Annotated in this window: 23 protein-coding genes and 1 tRNA gene; 9 read left to right on the top strand and 15 right to left on the bottom strand. The window is 48.6% G+C overall.

Annotated elements, in window-relative coordinates; translation table 11 throughout:
• Positions 1 to 315: 315 nt before the first annotated feature.
• Positions 316 to 549: a hypothetical protein gene (locus A37S_RS27150; protein ID WP_157278725.1), complete on the top strand. Its 234-nt coding sequence runs from the start codon at positions 316 to 318 to the stop codon at positions 547 to 549.
• 1,069 nt (positions 550 to 1,618) lie between these two features.
• Here the strand turns inward: A37S_RS27150 and A37S_RS0116080 are convergent.
• On the bottom strand, positions 1,619 to 2,044 hold the full coding sequence (locus A37S_RS0116080; RefSeq protein ID WP_157278727.1) for a hypothetical protein: 426 nt from the start codon (positions 2,042 to 2,044) through the stop codon (positions 1,619 to 1,621).
• A 462-nt stretch (positions 2,045 to 2,506) separates the two neighbouring features.
• Here A37S_RS0116080 and A37S_RS0116085 point away from each other — a divergent pair, with 462 nt between their 5' ends.
• Positions 2,507 to 2,731, top strand: coding sequence for a hypothetical protein (locus A37S_RS0116085; protein ID WP_028297875.1), 225 nt, complete (start codon positions 2,507 to 2,509; stop codon positions 2,729 to 2,731).
• Positions 2,732 to 3,123: 392 nt separating this feature from the next.
• Here the strand turns inward: A37S_RS0116085 and A37S_RS0116090 are convergent, their stop codons facing one another.
• The gene (locus tag A37S_RS0116090; protein ID WP_028297876.1) at positions 3,124 to 4,203 is read right to left on the bottom strand and encodes a permease prefix domain 1-containing protein; all 1,080 of its coding nucleotides are present in this window, start codon (positions 4,201 to 4,203) and stop codon (positions 3,124 to 3,126) included.
• Entirely contained in the window at positions 4,167 to 4,520 is a 354-nt protein-coding gene (locus A37S_RS27155; RefSeq protein ID WP_028297877.1) for a PadR family transcriptional regulator, read from the bottom strand. Before A37S_RS27155 ends, A37S_RS0116090 begins: the two co-directional genes overlap by 37 nt.
• Before the next feature lie 184 nt (positions 4,521 to 4,704).
• Between A37S_RS27155 and A37S_RS27160 the strand changes: the two genes are divergently transcribed.
• From A37S_RS27160 to A37S_RS0116105, 3 genes are all read left to right on the top strand, one after another.
• Positions 4,705 to 4,944 carry a hypothetical protein gene (locus tag A37S_RS27160; protein ID WP_157278731.1) on the top strand — a complete coding sequence of 80 codons (240 nt, stop codon included), beginning with the start codon at positions 4,705 to 4,707 and terminating at the stop codon, positions 4,942 to 4,944.
• A gap of 401 nt (positions 4,945 to 5,345) precedes the next feature.
• On the top strand, positions 5,346 to 5,618 hold the full coding sequence (locus tag A37S_RS27165; RefSeq protein WP_157278733.1) for a hypothetical protein: 273 nt from the start codon (positions 5,346 to 5,348) through the stop codon (positions 5,616 to 5,618).
• A 235-nt stretch (positions 5,619 to 5,853) separates the two neighbouring features.
• Positions 5,854 to 5,926: transfer RNA gene (locus A37S_RS0116105), tRNA-Thr, on the top strand.
• Between the two features lie 52 nt (positions 5,927 to 5,978).
• On the opposite strand, the gene A37S_RS0116110 is transcribed toward A37S_RS0116105, so the two are convergent.
• From A37S_RS0116110 to A37S_RS0116125, 3 genes are all read right to left on the bottom strand, one after another.
• Positions 5,979 to 6,338: a hypothetical protein gene (locus tag A37S_RS0116110; protein WP_157278735.1), complete on the bottom strand. Its 360-nt coding sequence runs from the start codon at positions 6,336 to 6,338 to the stop codon at positions 5,979 to 5,981.
• A 102-nt stretch (positions 6,339 to 6,440) separates the two neighbouring features.
• Positions 6,441 to 7,109 (bottom strand): tRNA (5-methylaminomethyl-2-thiouridine)(34)-methyltransferase MnmC2, encoded by a 669-nt coding sequence (mnmC2, locus tag A37S_RS0116120; protein ID WP_028297879.1) that lies wholly within the window; start codon positions 7,107 to 7,109, stop codon positions 6,441 to 6,443.
• A 3-nt stretch (positions 7,110 to 7,112) separates the two neighbouring features.
• A complete protein-coding gene (locus tag A37S_RS0116125) occupies positions 7,113 to 8,444 on the bottom strand; it encodes an MBL fold metallo-hydrolase (protein ID WP_028297880.1) in 1,332 nt (443 codons plus the stop codon).
• Positions 8,445 to 8,569: 125 nt separating this feature from the next.
• Between A37S_RS0116125 and A37S_RS24995 the strand changes: the two genes are divergently transcribed.
• Positions 8,570 to 9,460: a hypothetical protein gene (locus tag A37S_RS24995; protein WP_157278737.1), complete on the top strand. Its 891-nt coding sequence runs from the start codon at positions 8,570 to 8,572 to the stop codon at positions 9,458 to 9,460.
• Positions 9,461 to 9,501: 41 nt separating this feature from the next.
• On the opposite strand, the gene A37S_RS0116135 is transcribed toward A37S_RS24995, so the two are convergent.
• Together A37S_RS0116135 and A37S_RS0116140 are read right to left on the bottom strand one after the other, a co-directional pair.
• On the bottom strand, positions 9,502 to 10,701 hold the full coding sequence (locus A37S_RS0116135) for a pyridoxal phosphate-dependent aminotransferase (protein WP_028297881.1): 1,200 nt from the start codon (positions 10,699 to 10,701) through the stop codon (positions 9,502 to 9,504).
• Between the two features lie 102 nt (positions 10,702 to 10,803).
• On the bottom strand, positions 10,804 to 11,193 hold the full coding sequence (locus A37S_RS0116140) for a DUF1573 domain-containing protein (protein ID WP_028297882.1): 390 nt from the start codon (positions 11,191 to 11,193) through the stop codon (positions 10,804 to 10,806).
• 170 nt (positions 11,194 to 11,363) lie between these two features.
• Here A37S_RS0116140 and A37S_RS0116145 point away from each other — a divergent pair, with 170 nt between their 5' ends.
• Positions 11,364 to 13,775 (top strand): alpha-ketoacid dehydrogenase subunit alpha/beta, encoded by a 2,412-nt coding sequence (locus tag A37S_RS0116145; protein WP_028297883.1) that lies wholly within the window; start codon positions 11,364 to 11,366, stop codon positions 13,773 to 13,775.
• A 102-nt stretch (positions 13,776 to 13,877) separates the two neighbouring features.
• Here the strand turns inward: A37S_RS0116145 and A37S_RS0116150 are convergent, their stop codons facing one another.
• Positions 13,878 to 14,588 carry an LOG family protein gene (locus tag A37S_RS0116150; RefSeq protein WP_036602849.1) on the bottom strand — a complete coding sequence of 237 codons (711 nt, stop codon included), beginning with the start codon at positions 14,586 to 14,588 and terminating at the stop codon, positions 13,878 to 13,880.
• 330 nt (positions 14,589 to 14,918) lie between these two features.
• On the opposite strand from A37S_RS0116150, the gene A37S_RS0116155 reads away from it, so the two are divergent.
• Complete coding sequence (locus A37S_RS0116155) at positions 14,919 to 16,448, top strand: hypothetical protein (RefSeq protein WP_157278739.1); 1,530 nt, start codon at positions 14,919 to 14,921, stop codon at positions 16,446 to 16,448.
• An 18-nt stretch (positions 16,449 to 16,466) separates the two neighbouring features.
• On the opposite strand, the gene A37S_RS0116160 is transcribed toward A37S_RS0116155, so the two are convergent.
• The 4 genes from A37S_RS0116160 to A37S_RS0116175 form a co-directional block, all read right to left on the bottom strand.
• Positions 16,467 to 17,099, bottom strand: coding sequence for a hypothetical protein (locus A37S_RS0116160; protein WP_028297886.1), 633 nt, complete (start codon positions 17,097 to 17,099; stop codon positions 16,467 to 16,469).
• 27 nt (positions 17,100 to 17,126) lie between these two features.
• Entirely contained in the window at positions 17,127 to 17,900 is a 774-nt protein-coding gene (locus tag A37S_RS0116165) for a tRNA threonylcarbamoyladenosine dehydratase (protein WP_028297887.1), read from the bottom strand.
• 31 nt (positions 17,901 to 17,931) lie between these two features.
• On the bottom strand, positions 17,932 to 18,609 hold the full coding sequence (locus tag A37S_RS0116170) for a TatD family hydrolase (RefSeq protein WP_028297888.1): 678 nt from the start codon (positions 18,607 to 18,609) through the stop codon (positions 17,932 to 17,934).
• Positions 18,610 to 18,706: 97 nt separating this feature from the next.
• Positions 18,707 to 18,994 carry an Rdx family protein gene (locus tag A37S_RS0116175; RefSeq protein ID WP_028297889.1) on the bottom strand — a complete coding sequence of 96 codons (288 nt, stop codon included), beginning with the start codon at positions 18,992 to 18,994 and terminating at the stop codon, positions 18,707 to 18,709.
• Between the two features lie 492 nt (positions 18,995 to 19,486).
• Here A37S_RS0116175 and A37S_RS0116180 point away from each other — a divergent pair, with 492 nt between their 5' ends.
• Positions 19,487 to 20,680, top strand: a complete 1,194-nt coding sequence (locus tag A37S_RS0116180) for a cytochrome c3 family protein (RefSeq protein WP_157278741.1) — start codon at positions 19,487 to 19,489, stop codon at positions 20,678 to 20,680.
• Positions 20,681 to 20,685: 5 nt separating this feature from the next.
• Here the strand turns inward: A37S_RS0116180 and A37S_RS0116185 are convergent, their stop codons facing one another.
• Positions 20,686 to 23,355, bottom strand: a complete 2,670-nt coding sequence (locus tag A37S_RS0116185; RefSeq protein ID WP_169719516.1) for a carboxypeptidase-like regulatory domain-containing protein — start codon at positions 23,353 to 23,355, stop codon at positions 20,686 to 20,688.
• An 82-nt stretch (positions 23,356 to 23,437) separates the two neighbouring features.
• Entirely contained in the window at positions 23,438 to 24,217 is a 780-nt protein-coding gene (locus A37S_RS26345) for a GLPGLI family protein (RefSeq protein WP_028297892.1), read from the bottom strand.
• Positions 24,218 to 24,360: the final 143 nt, after the last annotated feature.

The raw sequence follows: 24,360 nt of genomic DNA on the forward strand, positions 1-24,360 counted from the left end.
CACTGGGCGTGGGGAGGGGGAGGTGAAACATATCTAGGAGCTTGCTGACGGTAGAAATTACGGCGCAGGCAGGCGGAACTATGCAGGGCGGCCTTGGAAAGTTTGCGTCTAGGGATTTTGGTGGCTTGTGGCTCAAAGGGATGGATGCAGCGAAGCCTAGCGTCCATCTGGTATAGGCCGCCAAAATCCAGCAAACTTTCCCCAGCCGCAAAAGCAGTTTTTGCCTACTTTTTTCTGCTTTGGCAAAAAAGTAGGTGCCCAGTCGCGGCAAGAGCGACGGAAGGGAAAGAGCGAAGGGAAAAAAAGTTGTGAGATATGAGATTGAACCATCATGCGGCACTTGAAAGGCCTTCTGAAAGGAACAACATTCATAGCAGCAAAAATAGGGCTGCACGTTGCGATGCAGGCCCTGCCCATTCCACAGCAATGGGAACAGGGCAATGGGCTGCTCCACCGATCATGCAAGCAGTGCCGAGCCTCCTTTTTGCGGTGGTGTCGAGGGAAAGGTCTGTGCGGAGCAAAAAACAGCGACTCTCCTTTGCCCTGTAGGGATGGACCGTGCGAGAGATTGCCTTGGAATGGGCTAGCGCTTTGGTTACTTTGGGGCAATGCCAAAGTAACGGAAAAGAAGTAAAAGCCTTGGCCCGGCTTGAGGGCCGGAAAGGAAAGAGCGAGGGGAAAAATGAGATATGAGATTAGATCACCATACGACGCTTGCAAGGCCTTCTGAAAGGGATAACATTCATAGCAGCAGGAATGCAGGTTAAGCGTTGATAGTACGAGCGGCCTTGAGCAATTGGCGTTAAGAATGCCGATGGCTGACGGATATGATGGTTGAATGCAGCTTTGGCTGATAGCAAGCTGTGAAAATGCCAAAGCCTAGCGTTCAACGTGCTCTTGCCATCGGCATTTAGCCAAATTGGTCACAGCCGCAAAAGCCNTTTTTGCCTACTTTTTGGGGCGACTGCCAAAAAGTAGGTGCCCAGTCGCGGCAAGAGCGACGGAAAGGAAAGCGCGAAAGGAAAATGAGACATGAGACACCAGATATGAGACAACAGACATGAGACACCAGATATGAGACAACAGACGTGAGACGTGAGATTAGAGCGTCTTGCGGCGCTTGAAAGGCCTTCTGAAAGGAACAACATTCATAGCAGCAGGAATGCAGGTTAAGCGTTGATAGTACGAGCGGCCTTGAGCAATTGGCGTTAAGAATGCCGATGGCTGACGGATATGATGGTTGAATGCAGCTTTGGCTGATAGCAAGCTGTGAAAATGCCAAAGCCTAGCGTTCAACGTGCTCTTGCCATCGGCATTTAGCCAAATTGGTCACAGCCGCAAAAGCCATTTTTGCCTACTTTTTGGGGCGACTGCCAAAAAGTAGGTGCCCAGTTGCGGCATGAGCGACGGAAAGGACAGAGCGAAGGGAAAAAGTCGTTGGTTGTGAAATATGAGACATGATTAGACCATCATGCAGTGCTAGAAAGTCTTTCCATAGGATAAGCTGTCCGTCTTTGGCGGATGAGAAAGATAGTACCCACTCAAAAAAAAAAAACCAGCCGCTGTTAAGCGGCCGGCCGGTAGTGTAATTATATGATAAAGGGGGAGTTCTTAGCTGTTACAGCGCGGCAATGGCGATATTGTCCGCAGTATGGTCAAGCTTGGCTACTAGGTCGTTTGAGCGGGCGAAGCTGCTCTCCACTTCCAGCAGAAGGGGCAGTGTCTGCGTGTCTATCAAGTGGCTGTACTCTTTCTTCAGGGACTTGAAGCTGTCCTTTTCCTGTGCCAGCTCTGCCTTGAGCTGTGCCTGCAGCTTGGCGATGGCCTTGGCCTCATAGGCATCCCTGTCGGCATGTTTCCTCGCGTAGATGGCCTCTATCTCGGCGATGGCCTTCCTGCTGTCCTCCACGCGGAGGCCCTTGTTGATGTCGTCCTGGTAGACACCCACGAAGTAGGCCTTGTCGGCATCCAGCTCTTTGTGGTTGCCCTTGCTGTTGCGAATGCGCTCAGTTGCCAGTTCATACTGGTCCCAGAGGACTTCCACGTTGCGCTGGTGGAAGGCGATGCCGTCCTTGAAGTGGTTGATGGTTCCCTGCTCATGGGAGAGGGCGTGCTTGTTCTTTTCGTTGCCCTTGTTGATGTTCGAGTTCGTGTTTGCAAAGCTGCCGGCTACGGTGGCTGCACAGATCATTGCGGTTAATGCGATAGTTTTCATGATTTCTATATTTTAAATTTTTATACCTTATTTTTTGAGAGCGTCAAATTTATTGCTCTTTTGTATGTAAGACGTTGCGAAATCGAAAAAGTTGCATGGTGTTTGGGCACTTCTAGACGAACGGGCAGAAGTACTCGACGAACACCCCGCGCATTAGACATAAGGGCTGTTTTGGTAGACGAAAATTGGGTTGTGACATACTGGATATGAGATGTGAGATATGAGACACCAGACATGAGATTAGACCACCATACGGCGTTTGCAAGGAGTTCTGAAAGGGGGAGGTGGAACATGTCTAGGAACTTTTGGACGGTAGAAATTGCGGCGCAGACAGGCGGAACTATGCAGAGCGGCCTTGGAAGATTTGCGTCTCGGGGCTTGGTGGCCCGAGGATCAAGGGGATGGATGCAGCGAAGCCTAGCGTCCATCTGGATGGAGGCCACCAAAGCCCAGCAAATTTTCCACAGCCGCAAAAGCCATTTTTGCCTACTTTTTGGGGCGACTGCCAAAAAGTAGGTGCCCCGTCGCGGCAAGAGCGACGGAAGGGAAAGAGCGAGGGGAAGAGTATTGTTCGTAGAGGCGCAAAATATTGCGCCTCTACTGGACCATCATGCGACGCTAGAAAGCCTTTCCTTAGGGTAGCAACAATGATAGCAGTAGGGATGGGAATACGTTACTTCTCGGAACTCGGGAAAGGAATCTCCGATTCTTCCATCGGATAGGGGGAGCCTTAGTGTGCCGATAGCACCTTCATTCAGTCCCTATCTTATTCCTATTCCATCGATATCCAGCTATACTACAGCGAAAAAAAAAACAAAAGCTATATAATTAAGTGACTCATACCGAATCCTCATCGGACTAAACGGTAATATAGGGCGCATTATAGTTATGATAACGTACAAGCTTGTTTAGCGAGATGGAATGGCATCTTTGCCCCTAAGCATATTGCCCATATACCACCCAGCCATTAAGCCGACAATCAGGCTCAGTATAAAGAATGGGGTATAGATTTGGCCTATACCACGTTGTGCCCGGTCTATATCTGCGACGACGCCTACACCTAGCTCTGCACAGAAACCAAAAATGCCGAAGAAAAATAGGTGCAACTTACTATTCTCATTATAGTAGCTGATCAGGGCTGCGCCCATAAGATAGACTAAGCCAAACAGCGTAAAGTGCATAGGTACAGGCAGCAATCCGCTCAACGAACGAGTAGATGCGGCAAAGCAGGCTGTACCGATACCAAAGAGCATCAGAAATGCAATGGAGGGCTTTTCGAAAGCGGCGCGCCAGGTTCCTTTGGTTGGTGATCGGAGGCTGAAAAAGATGCTTAGCAGCGAAACAAAAAGACAGAACAGAGATACATAGGTGGCAAACTCGATAAGTTTGTCACCTTGAAAACCGTATATGGTAGATGCAGGATACGAGAACGATTTGGGCAAGTATCGCAGAACGGCTATTTGCATGCCTTTGACAAGAGCAAGCAGAGTAAAGGAAAATACGATACTCCGCAAAGGGTTCATTTCCACTTGGTCGCGCAGGAAATTAGAAACTTCCCTCTTTTTGAGGGCAATGAAGAGAAACAAGGTGGACTGTAGACATAAAAAAGCGACAACAGGCCATGTGTAATTGGATAGGCCAAATCTTTCGAGAAGGTAGTAATAGATGGAACCACTGTAGCTAATGAGGGCGATGAAGGTAGAGATGGCTGCGAAACCTGCCAAGAGTAATGCCCAGGTCTTGTCCGTCCGTAGATTATGGTTCACCTTTGCATACTCTTCGTTGAGCAGTTCGGGGCGACCTAGGCGTTTCTGAGCGATAAGGAAGGCTTCTTCTTCGCTGAGCCCTGTAGTAATGAGCCCTTCCGCACTATCTTCCAAATGTGCTTGCAGTTCATGGCGGTCAGAGTTGGTAATAGTACCTTGTTCGTAAAGATCTTGGATGCTGCGGCTTATAGCCTGTTGTAGGTCAAATTGGGGCTTTTCCATAATGTATTGATGAGGTCGTGTAAAAAATTCCATTGTTCATATTGGCTATCAAGTTCGATATGGCCTTTTTGGGTGAGCGCGTAATAGCGGCGTTCTTTTCCTGTGCTTCCGGTTTTCCATGTCGCGGCAATCCATTCCTTGGCCTCCATCTTTTTGAGGATGGGGTATAAGGTGCCTTCCGCTACGGCTAGTTTTTTGCCCGATAACCGTTCAATTTCCTGGATGATTTCGTAACCATAGCTTTCCTGTCTACGAAGTATAAGTAAGATAATAGGTGCCAAGGAGCTGGCCATAAGTTCTTTGCTGATTTCCTTCATAAAAGCAAATATACATAGAAGTTCTATGTATAAAAATATTTTTTTTCTTTTTTTTGATTTGGGGACGGAAAGAGCGAGGGGAAAAGAGTTGCGAGATATGAGACATGAGATTAGGCCACCATGCGGCGCTAGAAAATCTCTCTGAAAGGGATAACAGTCATAGCAGCAAAAATAGGGTTGCACGTTGCGATGCAGGCCCTGCCCATTCCACAGCAATGGAAACAGGGCAAAGGGCTGCTCCACCGATCATGCAAGCAGTGCCGAGCCTCCTTTTTGCGGTGGTGTTGCGGAAAAGGCCTGTGCGGAGCAAAAAAACAGCGACCCTCCTTTGCCCTGTAGGGATGGGCCGTGGGAGAGATTGCCTTGGAATGGGCTAGCGCTTTGGTTACTTTGGGGCAATGCCAAAGTAACGGAAATAAAGTAAAAGCCCTGGCCCGGCTNGAGGGCCGGAAAGGACAGAGCGAGGGAAAAAGAGTTACGAGATATGAGATTAGAGCGTCATGCGGCGTTTGAAAGTCCTTCTGAAAGGGATAACATTCATAGCAGCAGGAATGCAGGTTAAGCGTTGATAGTACGAGCGGCCTTGGAAAGTTTGTGTCTCGGGGCTTGGTGGCCCGAGGATCAAGGGGATGGATGCAGCGAAGCCTAGCGTCTATCTGGTATAGGCCACCAAAGCCCAGCAAATTTTCCACAGCCGCAAAAGCGTTCTTTGTTTACTTTCTTTCGCGTTTGCAAAGAAAGTAAAAGCCCTGGCCCGGCTTAAGGGCCGGAAAGGACAGAGCGAGGGAAAAAGAGTTGCGAGATATGAGACACCAGATATGAGATGTGAGATTAGACCATCATACGGCGCTTGCAAGGAGTTCTGAAAGGGATAACATTCATAGCAGCAAAAATAGGGTTGCACGTTGCGATGCAGGCCCTGCCCATTCCACAGCAATGAGAAACAGGGCAAAGGGCTGCTCCACCGATCATGCAAGCAGTGCCGAGCCTCCTTTTTGCGGTGGTGTTGCGGAAAAGGTCTGTGCGGAGCAAAAAACAGCGACCCTCCTTTGCCCTGTAGGGATGGGCCGTGGGAGAGATTGCCTTGGAATGGGCTAGCGCTTTGGTTACTTTGGGGCAATGCCAAAGTAACGGAAAAGAAGTAAAGCCCCGGCCCGACATGAGCGACGGAAAGGAAAGCGCGAGGGAAAAAGAGTTACGAGATATGAGACACCAGATATGAGACATGAGATTAGACCATCACTCCTTAAGGTAGCAACAATGGTAGCAGCGTTAATTTTATTTTTTTTTTGATATTTATATCATTGTTATTGTACTTTTGCAGCTCAATATTGCCGATGTAGCTCAGCTGGTAGAGCAACGCATTCGTAACGCGTAGGTCGCAGGTTCGAATCCCGTCGTCGGCTCACGGAACCAAGGGCTCCTTCTGTTTCAGAGAGGAGCCCTTGCTGTTATGGCTTATCGGTCTATATGCCTGTTCCGCATACGATAGATGCGGTCCGATTCCATTGCCCAGTCCATGGGTTTGCCCCATTCCACCAGCCTGTCGTTGAAGTAATAGAGCCAATAGCTCTCGAGGCCACTCTTGCTTTCGCCAGCCCTTATTCCACTGATGGGGCCGCTGAACTGCAACACTTCCAATATGCCATCTTCATATTCTTTTGCCCCAACCACATTGTCCGGCTTTTTCTTCAGTGCATCGACTGTTTCGGCTTTGCTCATGCCAATCTTTACATTGTATAGATTGATCGATCTCATGGCGCTGCAGGCGCTCAGGATTACGCTAATGATGAAAAATAAAAAGAGTAGCTTTCTCATAACTGATGTGTTTAAATATAATAGGATTTTTGTGGTTTGACCTGAATACTTACGGGCGAGTTTAAATAGCTATTGTAAAATAGTTGCGACAGCCAGCTGCCTTTATAGCTTAGTGGCCCTCAGCATCTCCCTTTTGCCGGGCGCGCCCGGGAGCTTCTCGATGGTAAATCCAAGTGCTTTGAGGCTGCGTTTCAGTTTTCCGGTGATGGCATAGGTCACAAATAGCCCCTGTGGGCGAAGGAACTCGGCAACGTGGGCTAAGGCTTCGTCATTCCACATTTCGGGCTGATGAACGGCTGCGAAGGCGTCGAAGTAAACAACATCGAAGCGTTTGGTACTGTGAAAATCGAGCAAGGTGCTGTGGGCGATTTCCCAGCTGAGCCGAGCTCCGGGCCAAGGGATTTCGCCATGCTGGGCCTGGCTATAATGTGTCATGAAATGCTCCCACAGGGCGGGGCTGACGAGTGTATCATAGCCTGTCTGGCCAATGGTTTCTATGGGAAGGGGATAGGCCTCTATGCCCTTATATTGGAAAGAGATAGAGTGTTCAATGGTATATTGGGCGCTCAGCAAAAAGTTGAGTCCCGTGCCAAAACCCACCTCCAATACACTTAGCTCCTTGGCGCCCGATTGCTTTAGGAAGTCCTTGAGGCCAGCCTCCAGGAATACATGGCGGCTTTCCTGCACGGCACCGTGTCGCGAATGGTAATGCTCGCCTATCTCGGCATGGTACAGCGTCTTTGACCCGTCGCCCGTCACTACGAACTCCATGGCTTATTGAAATTGGTTAACATGATGACTAAGATCGTAGACCGGCACCCCCTGCACCTGCTGGGCGATGATGCTGCTCCCTATGGCCGAGCGATAGCCACCCGCACAGTGCACCACAATGGCTTTGTCGGTAGGGATAAGGTGTACCGTCTCGCGCAACCGGGGCAAGGGAATAGCTATGGCATTTGCAAAGAGCTTGCCCTGTTTTACCTCGCTGTCATTGCGAATGTCGAGGATGGTGTAGTGCTCGGGATGTTCTTTAAAATCCTGTAAGGGTAGAGGGCTGGATGCTTGTTTTCCGCTGCTGTGAAGCACCAAGCCCTTCACTTGCTTCTCGTATCCTATCTTGGCCAGCTTGCGCAGCAGTAGCCTGCCTTCTTGCTCGGTATCGGTCAGCAGGTAGAAAGACTCTCCGGGGTCGATGATGGAACCTGCCCAGGTTTCAAATTTTGGTCCATCGGGTAGATTGATGGCTTTGGGATGATGGCCTTGGGCAAAGTCTGCTGCCGTACGCCCGTCTACTAGGAGGCAATCTTCTTCCTCTGCGGCCTCCAAAGGGAATAAGACCACGGCGGCCAAGCTGCTTTCCAGCTCGTCGGCACCCGCCTTGTTGAGGGCCACATCATATGGGAAATATTTGGGCACAAAAGGCTGGTCGGCAGTGATCATGTCCACAAAGGCACTTTCGTCCATGTCTTGCAGGGCGTAGTTAGATTTCCTTTCTTGCCCAATGGTGCTGCTTCGTTCGCTGCTCATGTTCTTGCCGCATAGCGAGCCGGCGCCATGGGCAGGGTATACAACCACCTCATCGTCCAGTGTCAACAACTTCTCGTGCAGGCTATGGTAAAGCTGCACTGCCAGCTCTTCCGCTTTGGCACGCAGGCTACCTACGTTCTCCCGGAGGTCGGGCCTGCCCACATCGCCCACGAAGAGCGTATCGCCCGTAAATACGGCGATGTCCCTGCCGTCTCCATCATTCAACACGATGCAGATGCTGTCTGGCGAATGGCCGGGCGTAGGAAGGGCCCGAAGGCCGTATTCGCCTAGGCTTATACCGTCCATCTGATCGATGGCCTCATGCGGGTATTCGGCTTCTATGAGGCTGCTGCAATAGATGGTAGCACCTGTCTGATGGTGAATTTCCAGGTGCGAACTAACGAAATCGGCATGGGGGTGCGTTTCAATTACTCCCTTTATCTTGGCACCATGTTCGTCCGCAAAATCATAATAGGACTGTGGATCTCTGGCAGGGTCTACCAACCATACTTCTTTGTTCTCCAACAAAGCATAGGAGGCATGCGCCAATCCATCGTCATAAAACTGTTCTATATGCATACGCGAGAAAATCTTTACAATAATAGCAAAAACTGCTTGTTTGGCTATCTTATTTTTGTCAAAAGTGGATTTTGTCGTGCCTAGGCTATAGGTCCTCCCCAATTGTTGCTACCTTAGCTAGCAATATGAACAATATGCCCCATTGCCGGAGATTACTTTTTGGTTTCATAGCGCTCACGCTTTTCTTGATGTCCTTTCAGGTATTGGATATTTATTTTGAGAAAGGGAGGAGGCTTGGGGAGCTGGTAGATGCCGAGCTGGAGGAGGTTTCGGGATTGCTGGCATCGAGAAGCAACGAGGGCTATTTCTGGGTGCACAATGACAGTGGCGACGAGGCTCGTTTTTTTCTGTTGGATAGTACGGCACAAAAGAAAGCTACTTACTACTTGCAGGGGGTGAAGGCAGTGGATTGGGAGGATATGGGCTACCTGACACTCGGCGATAAGCACTACCTGCTTTTGGGCGATATAGGCGACAATGGTGCCAGGCGTCCCTTTGTGCAGGTACACATGGTAGAAGAACCCGTGTACCGGGCAGGAAAAATGGTGGATACCATTGCTCCATCTGCCATAAAGACCTATTCATTGCGTTATCCCGATGGAGCTCGGGATGCCGAATCACTTTTCTACGATCCCATAGATCAGCAATTGTATATCATTAGTAAGCGCGATTTGCAAGCGCAGGTTTATCGCACACCGCTGTTGCAAGCGCAGGACACTTTGGTGTTGCAGCGTTGTGCCACTTTGCCTTATACTTTCCTTACCGGTGCGGATATTGCCCAGGATGGCTCTGAGGTGCTGGTGAAAGACCTGCTCCACGTGTACTATTGGAAGCGTCAGGGCAAGGAGCCACTGCCCGCACTGTTTGCCAGAAAGGGGGAAGAACAACCCTATGAGCCGGAGACACAGGGCGAGGCGATAGCCTTTGGTACACGGGGAGAAGGGTATTATACCCTAGGCGAAAGGCCCTTCGGCCTATCTGCGTATTTAATGGCTTATGCCAGGAGAGGGAACTAGCCATAGGCCGTCTTTCAGGGCAGCCTATGGCAATGGGTATCTTACACGGTTTTCCCGGGATATTGTGCTAGTCCATCCGCTAGGCAGTCCAGTGCTTGGCGTAAGTCCTCTTGGTTGAGCACGTAAGCCAGTCGCACTTCATTCTTGCCGGCGCCGGGCGTGCTGTAGAATCCGGTTGCGGGAGCCATCATCACCGTCTTTTCGTCCTTGGAAAAGCTTTCCAGCATCCATTGGCAAAAGCGATCTGCATCATCTATGGGAAGCTTGGCCACTACGTAAAAGGCACCACCGGGCGTGCTGCAAAAGACGCCGGGGATGGCATTCAACCCTTCTACCAAGATGTTTCTACGTATGGTGTACTCTTCAAGCACCGTGTCAAAATAACTTTGAGGAGTGTCTATGGCGGCTTCCCCTGCAATTTGCGCTACCGAAGGCGCACTGAGCCTGGCTTGGGCAAATTTGAGGGAAGTTTGCAGCACTTCTTTGTTCTTGGTAATGAGGCAGCCCAGGCGTGCCCCACACGCGCTGTAGCGCTTGGATACCGTATCGAACACCACCACGTGCTCTTCTATGCCGTCAAGGTGCATAGGGGAGACAAATTCATTGCCATCATAGCAAAATTCACGGTATGCCTCGTCGGAAAACAAGTATAAATCATGCTTAAGACAGAGTGCCTTCAAGGACTCCATCTCTTCTTTGGAATAGAGGTAACCTGTCGGGTTATTGGGGCTGCAGATGGCGATCGCTTTTGTCTTGCTGTCAATGAGCTTTTCAAATTCGGCAATGCTGGGAAGGGCAAATCCGTTCTCAATAGTAGAAAGGATGGGCCGGATCGTGACGTCTGCCATGCAGGCAAAGCCATTGTAATTGGCATAGAAGGGCTCCGGAATGATGATCTCGTCGCCTGGGTTGAGGCAGGCCAAGAAAGCAATGGTAATTGCTTCCGATCCGCCATTGGTCACCATTATTTGGCTGGCATCTACGCCATAGCCCAGTTTGTTGTAGTAGGTAGACAATTTTTCGCGGTAGGAGGCGGTGCCTTCGCTAGGAGTATAGGCCCATACCTTAAAGTCTATATGCTTGACGGCATCCAGCATAATTTCCGGTGTGGGGATATCGGGTTGCCCGATATTGAGGTGAAATACTGTCTTGCCATCTTTCTTTGCCTTATCGGCATAGGGCGTCAGCTTCCGTATAGGAGAGGCAGGCATGTCGATGCCTTTTTTTGCTATTTTGGGCATTTTTTGTTTTGAAAATTTTTACAAAACTACTAATTCTCGGCGCATAAAAAAGCCATCTTTTGCATGTGAAAAGATGGCCTTGTATACTTTGTGTGCTTCTGTTTATTTTGCCACTACCTCACCCTTGATAATCAGTGTTTTGCTGGGTGTTTTTGCATTGGATGCAATGGTGATCGGTTTCGAAAAAGGTTGGGCTGCTGCTGCATTGAAGGTCACCTTTATTTGGCCTTCTTCACCAGGTTTTACAGGTGTTTTTGAATAGTCAGGAACGGTGCAGCCACAAGTAGACTGAATATTGCTGATAATGAGGGGAGCAGTACCCGTATTGGTGAATTTGAAAGTGTATGTGACGGGCGTGCCCTGCGGGATCTTCCCGAAGTCATGGGTTTCTTGTTCAAATTTGAATTCAGCTTTTTCCTGAGCCGAAGCAGTAATACCTGCAAACGCCAAAAAGGCGAATACAATGGTGCAAATCATGACGAATCTTTTCATTTTTTCTATCTTTTCGATAATTAAATCAATTTACGTCTAGCTATAGACAATGATGTGGACTAAAAGTTTAAACAAATATATTCTATTGTTTCATAGTAAGCAAGCATCGTGCCTTAAAAAAATCTATATATTTTTACTACATTTGAACGCTTAGGATATAGCTAATAGACATGATTGCGACTTCATATACTGACCCTATAGATAACACCAAACTGAGTTTTGATGATTTTAAGGCGATGGTACTCAATGACTATCGCCTGGTATGCGAGAGCCGTCAGGCTAGTTTGCTCGGGCGCAAGGAAGTGCTCACGGGCAAGGCCAAGTTTGGTATTTTTGGCGATGGCAAGGAAGTGGCACAAGTCGCTATGGCCAAGGTGTTTCGCGAGGGCGATTGGCGTTCGGGTTATTACCGCGATCAGACCTTTGCCTTTGCCACCGGCATTTCTTCCGTCTATGAGTTCTTTTCGCAGATGTATGCCAATCCGGACATCCATGCCGAGCCTGCCTCGGGCGGACGTATGATGAACGGGCATTTTGCTACGCGCCTGCTGGACGAGAAAGGGGAGTGGAAAAGCCAAATGGAAATGAAAAATTCCTCTGCCGATATCTCCACTACCGGAGGCCAGATTCCACGACTGGTAGGCTTGGCGCAGGCGTCCAAAATATATAGAAATAACGCCGATCTTCACTATCTGACCCATTTTTCGAATACGGGCAACGAGGTGGCATTTGGCACTATCGGCAATGCTTCTACCTCTGAGGGTGTGTTTTTCGAAGCGCTCAATGCGGCTGGCGTGATGCAGATTCCCATGGTGCTGTCCGTATGGGACGACGGCTATGGCATTAGCGTGCCTGCGGCCTATCAAACGCTCAAGGAAGATATTTCCGAAATCTTGCGCGGCTTTCAGCGTGGGGAGGACGGATTGGGCTATGAAATATTCAAGGTGAAGGGATGGGATTATCCGGGACTATGCGAGGTATATGAAAAGGCCTCCGACATCAGTCGTCGCGAGCATGTCCCCGTGCTGATCCACGTTATCGAAATGACCCAGCCTCAGGGACATTCTACCTCGGGCTCGCACGAAAGGTACAAGTCCGGAGAACGGCTTGCCTGGGAGAAGGAATACGACTGCAACTTGCAGATGAGACGCTGGATCATATCTTCTGGCATTGCCGAAGAGGAAGTGCTTGTGGGGATTGAACAACAGGCGAAAGAATATGTGCGTGAGGAGCAGCGCCGCGCATGGAGCGACTATGGTAAGGCTTTTCACCAAGAGGCAACGGAGGCGATAGACCTTATCCGTGCCGTAGCTTCCGAGATAGCGGAGCGCGTGGCAGATGAGTTGAGCTCGGCGGTAGAGCCTACCCAAAAGCAGATATATGCTTCCGTCAGGAAAGTGCTGCGCACCACGGTAGGGGCAGAAACGGAAGCGCGCACGCGCCTGATGGATTGGTACAGAAGGCAGCAGGGGGTGATAGCCGATCGCTATCATTCCAAACTGTTTACCGATACGGACAATGCCGTCTCCAGGCTGCAACCCGTGGCGGCCATATATGGCGATAGCCCAAAAGTGGTGGACGGCAGGGAAGTGCTGAACGCCTGCTTTGCTGCCAATTTTGAGCGCGATGCCCGTCTTTTGGCATTTGGGGAAGATGTGGGCGTGATAGGCGACGTCAATCAGGGTTTTGCTGGCTTGCAAAAGCGTTTTGGTGAGCAGCGGATATTCGATACGGGCATTCGGGAGACGACCATCGTAGGCCAAGGAATTGGCCTGGCCTTGCGTGGCCTGAAGCCCATAGCGGAAATTCAGTATTTGGATTACTTGCTGTATGGGCTTACGGCCCTGAGCGATGATTTGGCTTGCCTCAGCTACCGTACCAAGGGGGGGCAGAAGGCGCCGGTCATTATCCGGACAAGAGGGCACCGATTGGAAGGCATCTGGCACTCGGGATCGCCCATGAGCATGATCTTGGGTTGCCTGAGGGGGCTGCACGTATGCGTGCCCCGCAATATGACCCAGGCGGCGGGCATGTACAATGCCCTGCTGCGGTCCGATGAACCTGCACTGGTGATCGAATGCCTGAACGGCTATCGCCTCAAGGAACGTATGCCGGATAATGTGGGCGATTTTATCGTGCCCTTAGGGCAGGCAGAGGTCTTGCGAGAAGGGAGCGATATCACCGTGGTCTCCTATGGCTCCACCTTACGTGTGGTGCAAGAGGCCACATCCGAACTGGAAAGACTCAATATCCAGGTGGAGATCGTAGATCCGCAAACCTTGCAACCTTTTGATATACATCATACGTGCGTCGCATCCTTGCAGAAGACCAATAAGCTGTTGGTGGTGGATGAGGATGTGCCGGGAGGCGCTTCCGCCTTCATATTGCAACAGATACTAGAAGTGCAAAAGGGCTATTATTATTTAGATAGCAACCCCCGCACCCTAACTGCCAAGGCACATAGGCCACCCTATGGGTCCGATGGCGATTATTTCTCCAAACCTTCGGTAGATGATGTCGTGGAGCTGGTATACGAGATGATGCACGAGTACAATCCAGCGAAGTATCCTGCAATTTTTTAGTAATAAGTTTTACGTTATAAGTTTTACGTTATAAGTTTTAAAAAGCCTAAGTCACCGCATTTAATACTTATTACTTATAACGTAAAACTCAACAAGGTGCCGCTAAAAATTGGGCTTCAATAGGTACTTGTCGTAGAACCTAAATATATGTTCGGTGGCTTCCTCGGCAGTGTCTACTACGCGGTAGAGATTGAGGTCTTCCTCATTTATCTTTCCTTCGCCCAGCATCTTTTGCTCTATCCACTCAAACAGGCCGCTGAAAAAGCTTTTCCCCACAAATACAATGGGGAAGCGGGCGATCTTGCCGGTTTGTATCAGTGTAATGGCCTCAAATAGTTCGTCCATGGTGCCAAAGCCACCAGGCAATATGATATAGCCCTGTGAATATTTCATGAACATCACCTTGCGCACGAAAAAATAGTTGAACTCGATCAATTTGTCCCGATCGATGTATTTGTTGTGAAACTGTTCGAAAGGGAGGTCTATATTGAGGCCAACGGATTTTCCTCCTGCCTCATATGCCCCTTTGTTGGCAGCTTCCATGATGCCGGGGCCGCCACCGGAGATGACGCCATAACCACGTTCGGTAAGCAATTTGGCACATTGTTCGGCCATCTTGTAGTCGTGATGCTCCCTCGATGTCCTGGCAGAACCAAAGATCGAAACACAAGGGCCTATCCGGGCTAACTTCTCAAATCCTTCAACAAACTCGGCCATGATCTTGAAGATCTGCCAAGAGTCTTTCACCTTTATTTCCTGCCAAGTTTTGTTTTCGAATGCCTTTCGTATTTTGTCTTCGTTCGTATTAATCATATGGTGCAAATTAGCTCTTTTTGATGTCCTATGGCTGGATATATCCATGATCTATCGCCGCTAATGTAATAAAATATTGCAATATGAAAGGCAGTCTCCATCGATTGTTATTTGGCGTAAAAAACGAATGCAGATGCTGCCAAGCAATAAAAATGCGCTTTGTCATTGTGTTTATTGTTGATAATGAATATATTTGGGTGTAATTCTTATTGCACCCTAATTCTGTCCCTAAGAAAAACATAGTCGGTTTAGAAGGCCCTCAGGCCTTATCTGGTATTGTGTGTCTGGATATCATGTTCTGCATTGTTTGATTAATTTAAATATGTCGTTATGAAATCTTTACAAACTCTTTTTAGCTGCCTGTGCGGCTATTGCATCATTTCTTGCTTAGTAGGCTGTAAACGTGTAGACCCGGTCGGTTTATCCTTGGAGGAAGAGCATTTGGTGAGTTTTCGGCTCTCGGGCTTTCAGGCGGAGGTGACGCCACTTTCTGTAGCCCGTTCGGGTGCGATGGCGAAAGTGGCCAATGTGCCATCTGGGATGGGAATGATAGCGCTCAAGAATGTACAACCCAGCTTGGAACCCCAGCACCTGTATTACTGGTCGTTCAATGAGGAGAATTTGGTGCCCGATGTGGCTGTGAATGAGGATGGGGCAAAGATTGAGTTTGAGGCAAACAATATGAATACCAACTTTGCCGCCGGTTTTGCACTGGCGCCATACGAAGCGGGTTGGGCATTAAGTATCACAGGTGTGAGATGGATCGAAGTGAGTTTACCCATTAAGGACGTGACTTCGCTGACGAGCATTGCATTTGATGTGAGCAGTTCTGGTACAGGACCCAAGGACTTCTCCATTTCCTATTCTGTGGACGATGGTTTAACATACGAAATGCTGAGCGCTACTAATCAGTTTGCGAATATGGGTGCACAGGCAAGAAACTCCTATAGCTTTGACCTGAGTACCCTTTCGCAGCTTATGGATCAGAAATTGCTGCGCATGAAGCTGGAGTTTTCGGCAGGGGATAGGGAAGGTGCAGGCGATTATAACGCAAACAGCGGCGTCATCCGACTGGACAACATTCGCCTTACGGGTGTGTACGATGGGGAGAGCGGCGGTGAAGACATCTCCGAACCCAGCATCTTGCAGTATTATGTTTTTTCGCAAGCAGATGGAAGTATAGTGGAAGCACAGCAATTGCCACTGACCGAGCTGAGCGATGGGATACTGGCATTGAAATTGAAAAAGGGAAATTACAAGATCTTGCTGTTAGCCTATCATTCGCCAGTGGGCATCCTCCTGCCCAATGGCATAAGCAATGCCAATGAATTTTACTTTGGTCAGCATTTTGACGACCGCAGGGCGATCAGCTATGCTCTGTTATTAGATGATTTTGCGGTGGGCGATACGGACAGGCAAGAGGCTGCAGTCTTGAGAAGGTGCTATAGTTTGGTGGAGTTTCAGTTTACCGATCAGCCCGATGACTTGCTGGCCGTCAAGAAAATCATGCTCACGAGGATCCATGCCAATTATTTATATGTGCCTTTTGGTACACCTGGCACCTTGCCTGTTTCTGATGCGCAGTCCATTAGCTTTGGCAATTTTTCCGAATTGGCCGATTATCAGATTAAGCTGCATCAGTTTCTGGGCTTAGTGGGCGAGCCTCGGGATGTGAGCTACGAACTTTCGGCCTTTGCCGCAGATGGAAGTTTGCTGAATAGCGTGACGGTGGACAAAGAAATTCCAAACAATGTGCGTCTGCTCTTTACCGGTAGCCTGCTGGGCGATGTCGGTAGGACAAACGGTTTTGATATCGGGCTGGACAGCGACTGGGACGAAACGTTGGAAAGTGAATTTTGATAGGTCGTCTTGCACATTCTAATCTTCCAGCGACTGAAAGGGGATATAAGTGGCGCCAGTTTCCAGCTTAGGGTCATGTATGATGATGGCTTTGCATATGAGGTCGGCATTGAGCTCGAAACCTATTCCCTGATCCGTACCGTAAGTGACATAAGGTATGCCCTTGCGCTCAAAAGTATTCAGCTTTTGGGCCTGGGGATATACCTGCATAACCTCTTCGAGATTCGCTCCCACATGGAGGCCCTCTTCCGTAGCAAAAGCCGGAGAGGTTACCCTGATTTGCTGTACGCGACTTGTTTCGTCATCGCCTCCCATGTTTCTGCTGGCAAAGATGTTCAGTTGGTTTCGTTCGCCGCGATATTGCCCATACCAAGTGGAAAGGGATTTGCCCATGGCGGCATCGCCCGCGTCAGGCTTCCCCAGCGAGGCAAAGACTATGCTGTCTGCTTCTCCAATGGATATTTTTCCCGCAGAGCGACCAGGTATTAGCAGCCAGGCGCTGTCTTGCCGCGTGCTGTCTGCTTTTTGTGTTATTTCCTCTTTATCCCTTTGTTCATTCCTGTCCGATTTGCCCTGGCAAGATGCCCAGGCGAAAGCGATGAAAGCCATAAGTGCTATGATGCCATAGACGGACGATTTCCTGTTGTTCATGTGAATGCCTATTCTTGTTCACATAGGTTACAGATCTGCGCCATGTTTTGTTTGGACCCAGCTTAGCTTGGTGGGGAGCGGCTGCTCTATTAAATCCCTGATGGCTACCGATGCTACCGTGGCCCCGAAAGTAGCCGGCATATAGGACATGGTGCCATAGGCAGATTTCTTGAAGTTGCTGCCATCGGTATAGATCAAGGAATTTTTGTCTGGCAGCTCGGTAGAAAAAACCGTCTTGATGCCCGTGTATATTTTATTCTTTTTCAGCTTTTTTCTTATATGCCGTGCCAATTTGCAGTTATATGTATTGGAGATATCGGCCACCTGCAGCTTGGTGGGATCCATCTTTCCGCCTGCCCCCATAGAGCTTACAAAGGGAATTTTTCTTTCGAAGGCTTGCCTCATAAAGAACAGTTTGGGCGTCACGCTGTCGATGGCATCGATGGCGTAATGAGGACCATAATCCAGTAGTTGCCCGATCTTGTCTGGTGTGATAAATTCTTGTACCACGGTCAGCTTAATCTCTGGGTTGATAGCCTTCAGGCGTTCGGCCATCCATAGGACTTTGGACTGTCCGTGTGTGGTGGCCAGTGCCGGCAGCTGACGGTTGCGGTTGCTTGGATCCACCATGTCGCCATCGACGATAGTCATCTCTCCCACGCCATTACGACAGAGAAATTCGGCCGCAAAAGAGCCCACGCCCCCAAGGCCCAGCACCATTACGTGGCACTTGGCGAGTTTTTCCAGTTTTTCCCTTCCTATGATTGCTTCCGTCCTCGAAAGCCAAGATAAGTCATTCATTGCTTTGGTACTTTTTTATTGAGTATATAGTTTAGTTGTTGAATAGCCGAGCGAAGTTTTCTTGTATAGTCTCCTGCGTAGTGATTAGCTTTTCTTTCCTGATGGCAGAGGCCGCTTGGTATATGTTGCGAATGTCGATTTCCTTATCGTCACTTTCTAGGAATAGCTGTGCGCTGGGAGTTTTCGACAGGGATTCGCTTTTGTTGGCATGGAGGATAGAGGTCCCGTAGGAAAGATAGTATCCTTTGTCCAAAATCTGCTTGGCGAGTTCCCATTTCTTATTGAAACCATGAAAAATGACCGACGTGGAGAAGGATTGCTCTTCTAAGATCTTCAATACCTCATGATGGGCTTTTACGCAATGGATAATAAGTGGCTTCCCCAGCTTTTTTGCCAATTGTATCTGTCTGATGAATACCTCCTCCTGAAAGTGCCATTCCGTATCACATACCTTGTCCAGCCCGCATTCGCCTATGGCCAGTACCTCTTCTTGTTGAGCAGCCCGCCCCATGGCCTTGATGTCTTGTTCCCACAGGTCTGCCTGAACAAACCAAGGGTGGATGCCCATGGAAAAGTAAAGGTGGCGCTGTTGGGCCAAAGGGTTGAGGTAGTTGCTTGCTACGTTATAGATGGCAATGAGATCTTCCGAGCTATTGGCACGGTGCGTGTGCACATCTATATAGAAAGGTTTTTCGCTGAACTCAAACATTGGGATGCAAATCTCCAAAAAAAATGTGTTTCCCCGAAATGATGTTTTTTTGCATCAGGCTCACTAAGTATGTTCCTTAGATTGAGGGTATTGGAGCTTAACTTTTCTTGTCGGAGTGCCCCAAGGGCTTATCTGGACTGACGTGATCCCGCACGGTTTGCTTCAATAGTTTCACTTCCGGAAATTGTCCGTCTCTTTTTCTGTCAAAAAGTAAGATGCTATCGTTGAGCGTGATGGTGTACCGGCCGCTTACCAAACTGGGTTTCAGGCTCACTTCTTCCAGCTCATCGGTAAAGGTGGATAGCAGCTCTTGGGCCATATAGGCCGCTCGTAGCATCCAACCGCATTTGGGGCAGTATTCGATGGTTATCTTGTCTTTTTTCACGGTATATTTTTGGGTGCCCAGAATTTTATTGTCCTTGTTGTTTTATGTGTTCACAAAAATAGGGATTTATTTCGACCCTTTTTTATTTGCGATAACTGATGCGAGTTTCGGCGTAATAGCCTGGTGCAACGGGCTAACTCGTGCCTAACATAGATCCAAGCCTATAGCTTGGTAAAAGTGAATTGGATCAAGGATTGCTTTTTGTTGCCTTTGATCGTGTCTGGCAGGGGACAATCCAAATTGTCGCTATGCGTCGTTTCGGAAGCTGGAAGCTTCTTTTTATTGATTGGCCCAAGCTAGGCCATCGCTCTTTCCTGCCCCGAAGCTTGAGCCAGTATTCGTGCGCTAACTCGTGCCTAACATAGATCCAAGCCTATAGCTTGGTAAAAGTGAATTTGGAATACGCCCGTCTGGTTCCATCACTTTTTGTATATTAGCGGCATGGTGCTGTGAGGGGAACGAACCCTCAATCAATTATGACTAAATTGCTATATGGGAACTCGCCCTTATATGTTCGTTTTATTGGTATTGACGGCATTCGTCGCAGTGGTGGTGCAGTGCAGCCAACTGGAGAAGAAAAAGGACCCTCGGGGTACCGCCTACGCGGGCAGCACCGCATGTGTTTCCTGTCATCGGGACATAGCGCATTCCTTTGCGCACAATGCACATTTTAACACCTCCCGGCTATTGGAAACGGCTGCCTCCATAGACAGCCTCCATCTTCCCGAAGGGCAATTTATATTCAATGAGCATACCAAGGTAGGCATAGAGCGGCGTGGAGATGGGCTATACCAAATAGCCTATGTCAATGGCAAAGAGGTGAAGGCAGAACGAATAGATGTCTCCTTCGGATCGGGAAAGGTGGCCTATACCTTTGCCTTTTGGTACGATCATAAACTAGTGCAGATGCCCCTGAACTATCATACGGGAGAGCAACAATGGGTGAACAGCCCCGGTTATCCAAGCGATCAGATTTACTTTGGCAGGTATATCATTGCGCGCTGCCTGGAATGCCACGGTTCTTTTGCAGACAAAAGGCTGGTGAAAACCGAGCAGTTTACCGTGGAAGAGGAATTTGACAAAGCATCGCTCATTGCGGGGATAGATTGTGAGCGCTGCCATGGCCCAGCAGCGCAGCATGTGGCTTTTCATGAAGAAAATCCAAAAGAAAAACAGCCAAAATATATAGCTAGCTATCAAGCGCTGTCCGTCAACAGAAAAATGGATATGTGCGGCATATGTCATTCGGGTATTGAATTTCAGAGCCTGGATCCGATATTCTATTTTAAGCCTGGCGACACTTTGAGAAGCTTGCCGCAGTTCAGCGATTATATGGGCGAAGATCCGGACGTGCATGGCAAACAGGTACAATTGCTCAAGGCAAGTAAATGCTATAAAATAGGCAAGCTGGATTGCACTTCCTGCCATGACATACATCAGGATAAAAAAAGCAGTTTGCAAGCCTATACCCAGCAATGTATCAGTTGCCACCAAGATTTCAACAGCCTGCATACAAACCTTTCTCCAAAAAATAAGGCCTCACTGGCCGATAACTGCATCGACTGCCATATGCCTATCAAGGAATCCAGGGACATCGGGTTCCAGAAGAGCGGCACAAAGGAAAAGATACCTTACTGGCAGCATACGCACCGCATTGCGGTGTATAGGGAGCTGGTCGGTAATTAATGTCCTTATAGTTTGTATCTGATCCCGAAGAGCATAATGCGGGGAAGTACATGGATAGTTCTTTCCGAAACTATTAGAGTGGAAACAGTATAATTGTATTTCGTTCGGTTGTTGAGCAGGTTGCTTACGGTGATGTCGAATGCCCAATCGCTGTTTTTCTTTAAAAGAAATTCTGCCCCGGCATTTAAAAGGTGAAATTTTTCGGCAATGGGCGCTAGTCCGCTTACATTGTCAAAGTATTCATAATCTGCTTTTATCAATAAAACGGGTGAGAATCTATACTGGAGCTTGGACTTTAATATGTTCCGCTCAAAATCTGCCTCTGAATTTCCTGAAACTTGAGCGAACTCCCTGGTATATTCCAAGCTGACAAATGGCCATTTTGTATCGATGGTTTTAAGACCAAAGGTCATGGACTGCCGGGCCTGTGAATTGTCCACAACCAGGTCATTTATCGGTTGGAGATAATGGAACCAACCAAGTCGGACAAGGATAGAAGGTTTGAACTTGAAGACATTTCTTTCGTACTTGGCCATGGCCTGTAGGTTTCTTTCCGAAATTCCGTCAAATAGCATCACGGGGGCGATAAATTGATTGATGCCCTCTATCATCAGCGCGTCACGTACCGCCTTGGTTTTCTGGCTATAGGATACATAGGAATGAAAACTGCTCATATGGCTTCCGCCAAAATGGAAGAACCGGGCCATCAGGCTATGCTGCCTGTCGTTCTCCAGCGAGGCATTGCCGCTGATTACCGCATTGTAATTGGATAGTATATAGCGATTGGCAAACCTTTCGGCCGTTGGGAAACCATTGGTGAGCGAGTAGGTGAAACTGGCTTTCTTCGTGTCGCTGAAATCGTAGTCCAGCTGGTATTTTGGCTCAATAAGGTCTTTATTCAGACGACTGATGCCGGACAGCTGCCGGGCGGAAAGGTGGTATTGGCGGGCAAACAAGGAGAACGTGTTGGTCAATTTTCCGGTGCTAAGAATGCCCTCCGCACCCAGGTACGTATGGTTGAGACGGTACTGCATGTCATTGCCGTAGCCAAAAGATGAAAAGTCATTGACGGTGGAGTCGCTCATTAGCTGCTTATCGGCACTTATCAGACCGGCGCTCGAGAAACTATGGCCAAAAGTCAGCGAGGTCCTGAAATGGCGGCTGAAGCGGTGATGGTAGTTGGCCTGTGCATCTAGGCTGTTGTTCCGTGTTTGGTAAAAGCTTTGCAGCGAATAGAATTCATCCGGCACTATCGGCAGGAGTGCCGAGAAGAAATCGTTTTCCGCTAGGTAAGATTTATGTTGTCGCCTGCTTTCAAAAAGGTGGTTGACTACCACGGATAGGGTGTTTTTCAGGCTGAAGAACTTGTGCCATTCCACATAATGCTTGATGGACGGATTGTAATCTCTCCCCAAGGATTGAATGGCGTTCTCCTGTTCTCCCGTTGCGGATAGCAGGTCGCGTGTGGAGCGCGGCCTGTTCACTTGTACCTGTGCGTTATAGTCCCATCGTTCGTAGCGATTGGGATTGTAGCTTAGCTGTATGTTGGATAAGGACATGAGGTCTCTGTTGTCCTGTGCGATCTGCCTGTTTTCCAATGCCCAATCCTGCTCGTTCAAGTAATTCAAGGCCTCATTGCTTTGAAACCTAATTTTTTGGTGGGACAAAATGGAAACCAATGACAGTCTCCATTTCGCGGAAATATCAGATTCCAGATTGACAGCAGCAAAAGCCGAATTTGTCCTGCTGAAATCCTTTCCGTCTTGGGTAAGCTTGGTCAGGTCGACAAACGAAGGCTTCCTGTCCCTGGCCAAATACTTGCTTATGCCGCCCTGGAAATTGATGGCGTCCGATGTGGTGAACATAGCTCTCCCGTTGTTATTGGCATCGCCTATAAAGCTGATGTTCTTTTTGGGCGTGAAATTGAACAAGTTGGTATGGGCTACGTAAAAGGCTTCCGGCCCCGTTTTGGCCTCGACCTCTCCAAACACCAGGTTTTTCTTGCCTTCTTTCAGCTTGATGTTCATGGCGAGGTCATCACCGCTGCTGACGTTTTTCATGAAATCGATCTCGCTGAAATGGCTGACCATTTCTACCTGGTCTACGGCATCGGCCGGAAGATTTTCTACCGCCAGTTTACTGCCGCCGCCGAAAAATTTCCTGTTCTCTACCATGGTGACGTTCACGACCTTGCCGTTGAAGGAGACCCTGCCATTTTCGTCTACCTCGAAGCCCGGAAGCTTCTCCAGGATGTCGCCCAATCGCCTTTCGTCTCCAGAGGTAAAATAGTCCGTTCGGAATACGATGGTGTCTTTTTTTATCTCTACGGGCTCGTATTTATAATCAATCCTAACCTCATCAAGGGTTTGACTGTTTTCCATGAGCCGGAAATGAAGTTCCTTTGTGTCCTTGCCCAGTATTTTCGCCTGCTTTGCATAGCCCAGCATGGATGCCGTCACTTCATAACCTGGTAAGGAATCCAGTGTGAGGCGGTATTGGCCCCTGTCGTCCGTTTTGGTAAAGCTTACTTTGTCGGTTCCGGTTTCCTTTGCCATGACGGTGGCACGAGCCAGTGGGTTTCCCGCTGCATCAGACACAGAGCCACCGATGCTTCTGTGTTGTGCAAAGGCGACATGGGAAAACAGCAATAGAAAGAAAAAGTTTAAGATCCGCAATTCCAACTAGCTAAATGATTTTTCCTGCAAAGTTTCACGCTATATCCCCTTCTTTCGGTAGGCCACAATTGGTACGATATGTTTATTTTGACAGCTTTCTAGCAGCTCTCTGCTCCCTAATGCGCTTCGATTGTTCGGCTTCAGTTACCACCTCGTAATTGGGCCTTTGCTTGATGTTTGGCGTGTTTGAAAAAGAGATGGATTTGAGACCGAATAGCGCGGTTTCCGTTTGTAGTTCTAGGATCAGGCCAGGCAGGCCACCGTATTTTAGCGGGCCGAAAGGGTAATCAAGGTCCGGGCAGAACCAGGCAATGGCATTTTTGATAAATTCCTTGCCCTCCTGATTGACGGTCTTAGTCTGGGTAGTAGCCTTGATGCAGGTAAATTCGCCAATCTGCTTGGATTCGTTCGTGATTTTCCAAGAATCGGCGCGGGGAATCTGCATCAGGAAAGGCTCTTTGGAAAAAATGCTTTTTGGGAAAGCTACATAGCCCCCCTTACTATCCTGCCATATTCCCTCATTACTGCCGTCACCAACCCAAAGGTTCAGATATCTCTTAAAAGATAACGAAGGGTTTCCATTGATCTGAAAATAAGATTTTTCGGCATTGGCATTCAGTGTATATATTTGGGTGTTTAGTTCGTCAAAGAATAGAGGATTCTGCTTTATTATCAATTCCTTGAAAGGTGAATCGTCTGGCCCCTCAAGCGACTTAACACTATAAATAGCGGATACGTATTTCCTGCTGATCTGAGCATTGACATGGCCGGTAGATAAAAGAATAATAATGTATAAAGCTATGTTTTTCATGTTTATGTATTGCGAAAATGGGAAGAGGGAGGCCCATTTAGGGATACTCATTTTGATTAAGTTTGAAGTTGACGATGATTGCTAAGACTGGGTGCACAAAAATCCGTTTTGCCCGAGTTGCGGGCATAGCGTTCCTTTTTCAGGACGTCGATAACCGCAATGGTCGCAAAGAAAATAGGCGCAAAGGTCGCAAA

The organism is Olivibacter sitiensis DSM 17696 (genome assembly GCF_000427965.1).
Lineage (GTDB): Bacteria > Bacteroidota > Bacteroidia > Sphingobacteriales > Sphingobacteriaceae > Olivibacter > Olivibacter sitiensis.

Bases quoted from the DNA above. Each gene is read 5' to 3' on its own strand.
- A37S_RS27150 (WP_157278725.1), top strand. From the start codon at position 316: ATGAGATTGAACCATCATGCGGCACTTGAAAGGCCTTCTGAAAGGAAC.
- A37S_RS0116085 (WP_028297875.1), top strand. From the start codon at position 2,507: ATGTCTAGGAACTTTTGGACGGTAGAAATTGCGGCGCAGACAGGCGGA.
- A37S_RS0116090 (WP_028297876.1), bottom strand. From the start codon at position 4,203: ATGGAAAAGCCCCAATTTGACCTACAACAGGCTATAAGCCGCAGCATC.
- A37S_RS27155 (WP_028297877.1), bottom strand. From the start codon at position 4,520: ATGAAGGAAATCAGCAAAGAACTTATGGCCAGCTCCTTGGCACCTATT.
- A37S_RS0116110 (WP_157278735.1), bottom strand. From the start codon at position 6,338: ATGAGAAAGCTACTCTTTTTATTTTTCATCATTAGCGTAATCCTGAGC.
- mnmC2 (WP_028297879.1), bottom strand. From the start codon at position 7,109: ATGGAGTTCGTAGTGACGGGCGACGGGTCAAAGACGCTGTACCATGCC.
- A37S_RS0116125 (WP_028297880.1), bottom strand. From the start codon at position 8,444: ATGCATATAGAACAGTTTTATGACGATGGATTGGCGCATGCCTCCTAT.
- A37S_RS24995 (WP_157278737.1), top strand. From the start codon at position 8,570: ATGAACAATATGCCCCATTGCCGGAGATTACTTTTTGGTTTCATAGCG.
- A37S_RS0116135 (WP_028297881.1), bottom strand. From the start codon at position 10,701: ATGCCCAAAATAGCAAAAAAAGGCATCGACATGCCTGCCTCTCCTATA.
- A37S_RS0116140 (WP_028297882.1), bottom strand. From the start codon at position 11,193: ATGAAAAGATTCGTCATGATTTGCACCATTGTATTCGCCTTTTTGGCG.
- A37S_RS0116145 (WP_028297883.1), top strand. From the start codon at position 11,364: ATGATTGCGACTTCATATACTGACCCTATAGATAACACCAAACTGAGT.
- A37S_RS0116150 (WP_036602849.1), bottom strand. From the start codon at position 14,588: ATGATTAATACGAACGAAGACAAAATACGAAAGGCATTCGAAAACAAA.
- A37S_RS0116155 (WP_157278739.1), top strand. From the start codon at position 14,919: ATGAAATCTTTACAAACTCTTTTTAGCTGCCTGTGCGGCTATTGCATC.
- A37S_RS0116160 (WP_028297886.1), bottom strand. From the start codon at position 17,099: ATGAACAACAGGAAATCGTCCGTCTATGGCATCATAGCACTTATGGCT.
- A37S_RS0116165 (WP_028297887.1), bottom strand. From the start codon at position 17,900: ATGAATGACTTATCTTGGCTTTCGAGGACGGAAGCAATCATAGGAAGG.
- A37S_RS0116170 (WP_028297888.1), bottom strand. From the start codon at position 18,609: ATGTTTGAGTTCAGCGAAAAACCTTTCTATATAGATGTGCACACGCAC.
- A37S_RS0116180 (WP_157278741.1), top strand. From the start codon at position 19,487: ATGGGAACTCGCCCTTATATGTTCGTTTTATTGGTATTGACGGCATTC.
- A37S_RS26345 (WP_028297892.1), bottom strand. From the start codon at position 24,217: ATGAGTATCCCTAAATGGGCCTCCCTCTTCCCATTTTCGCAATACATA.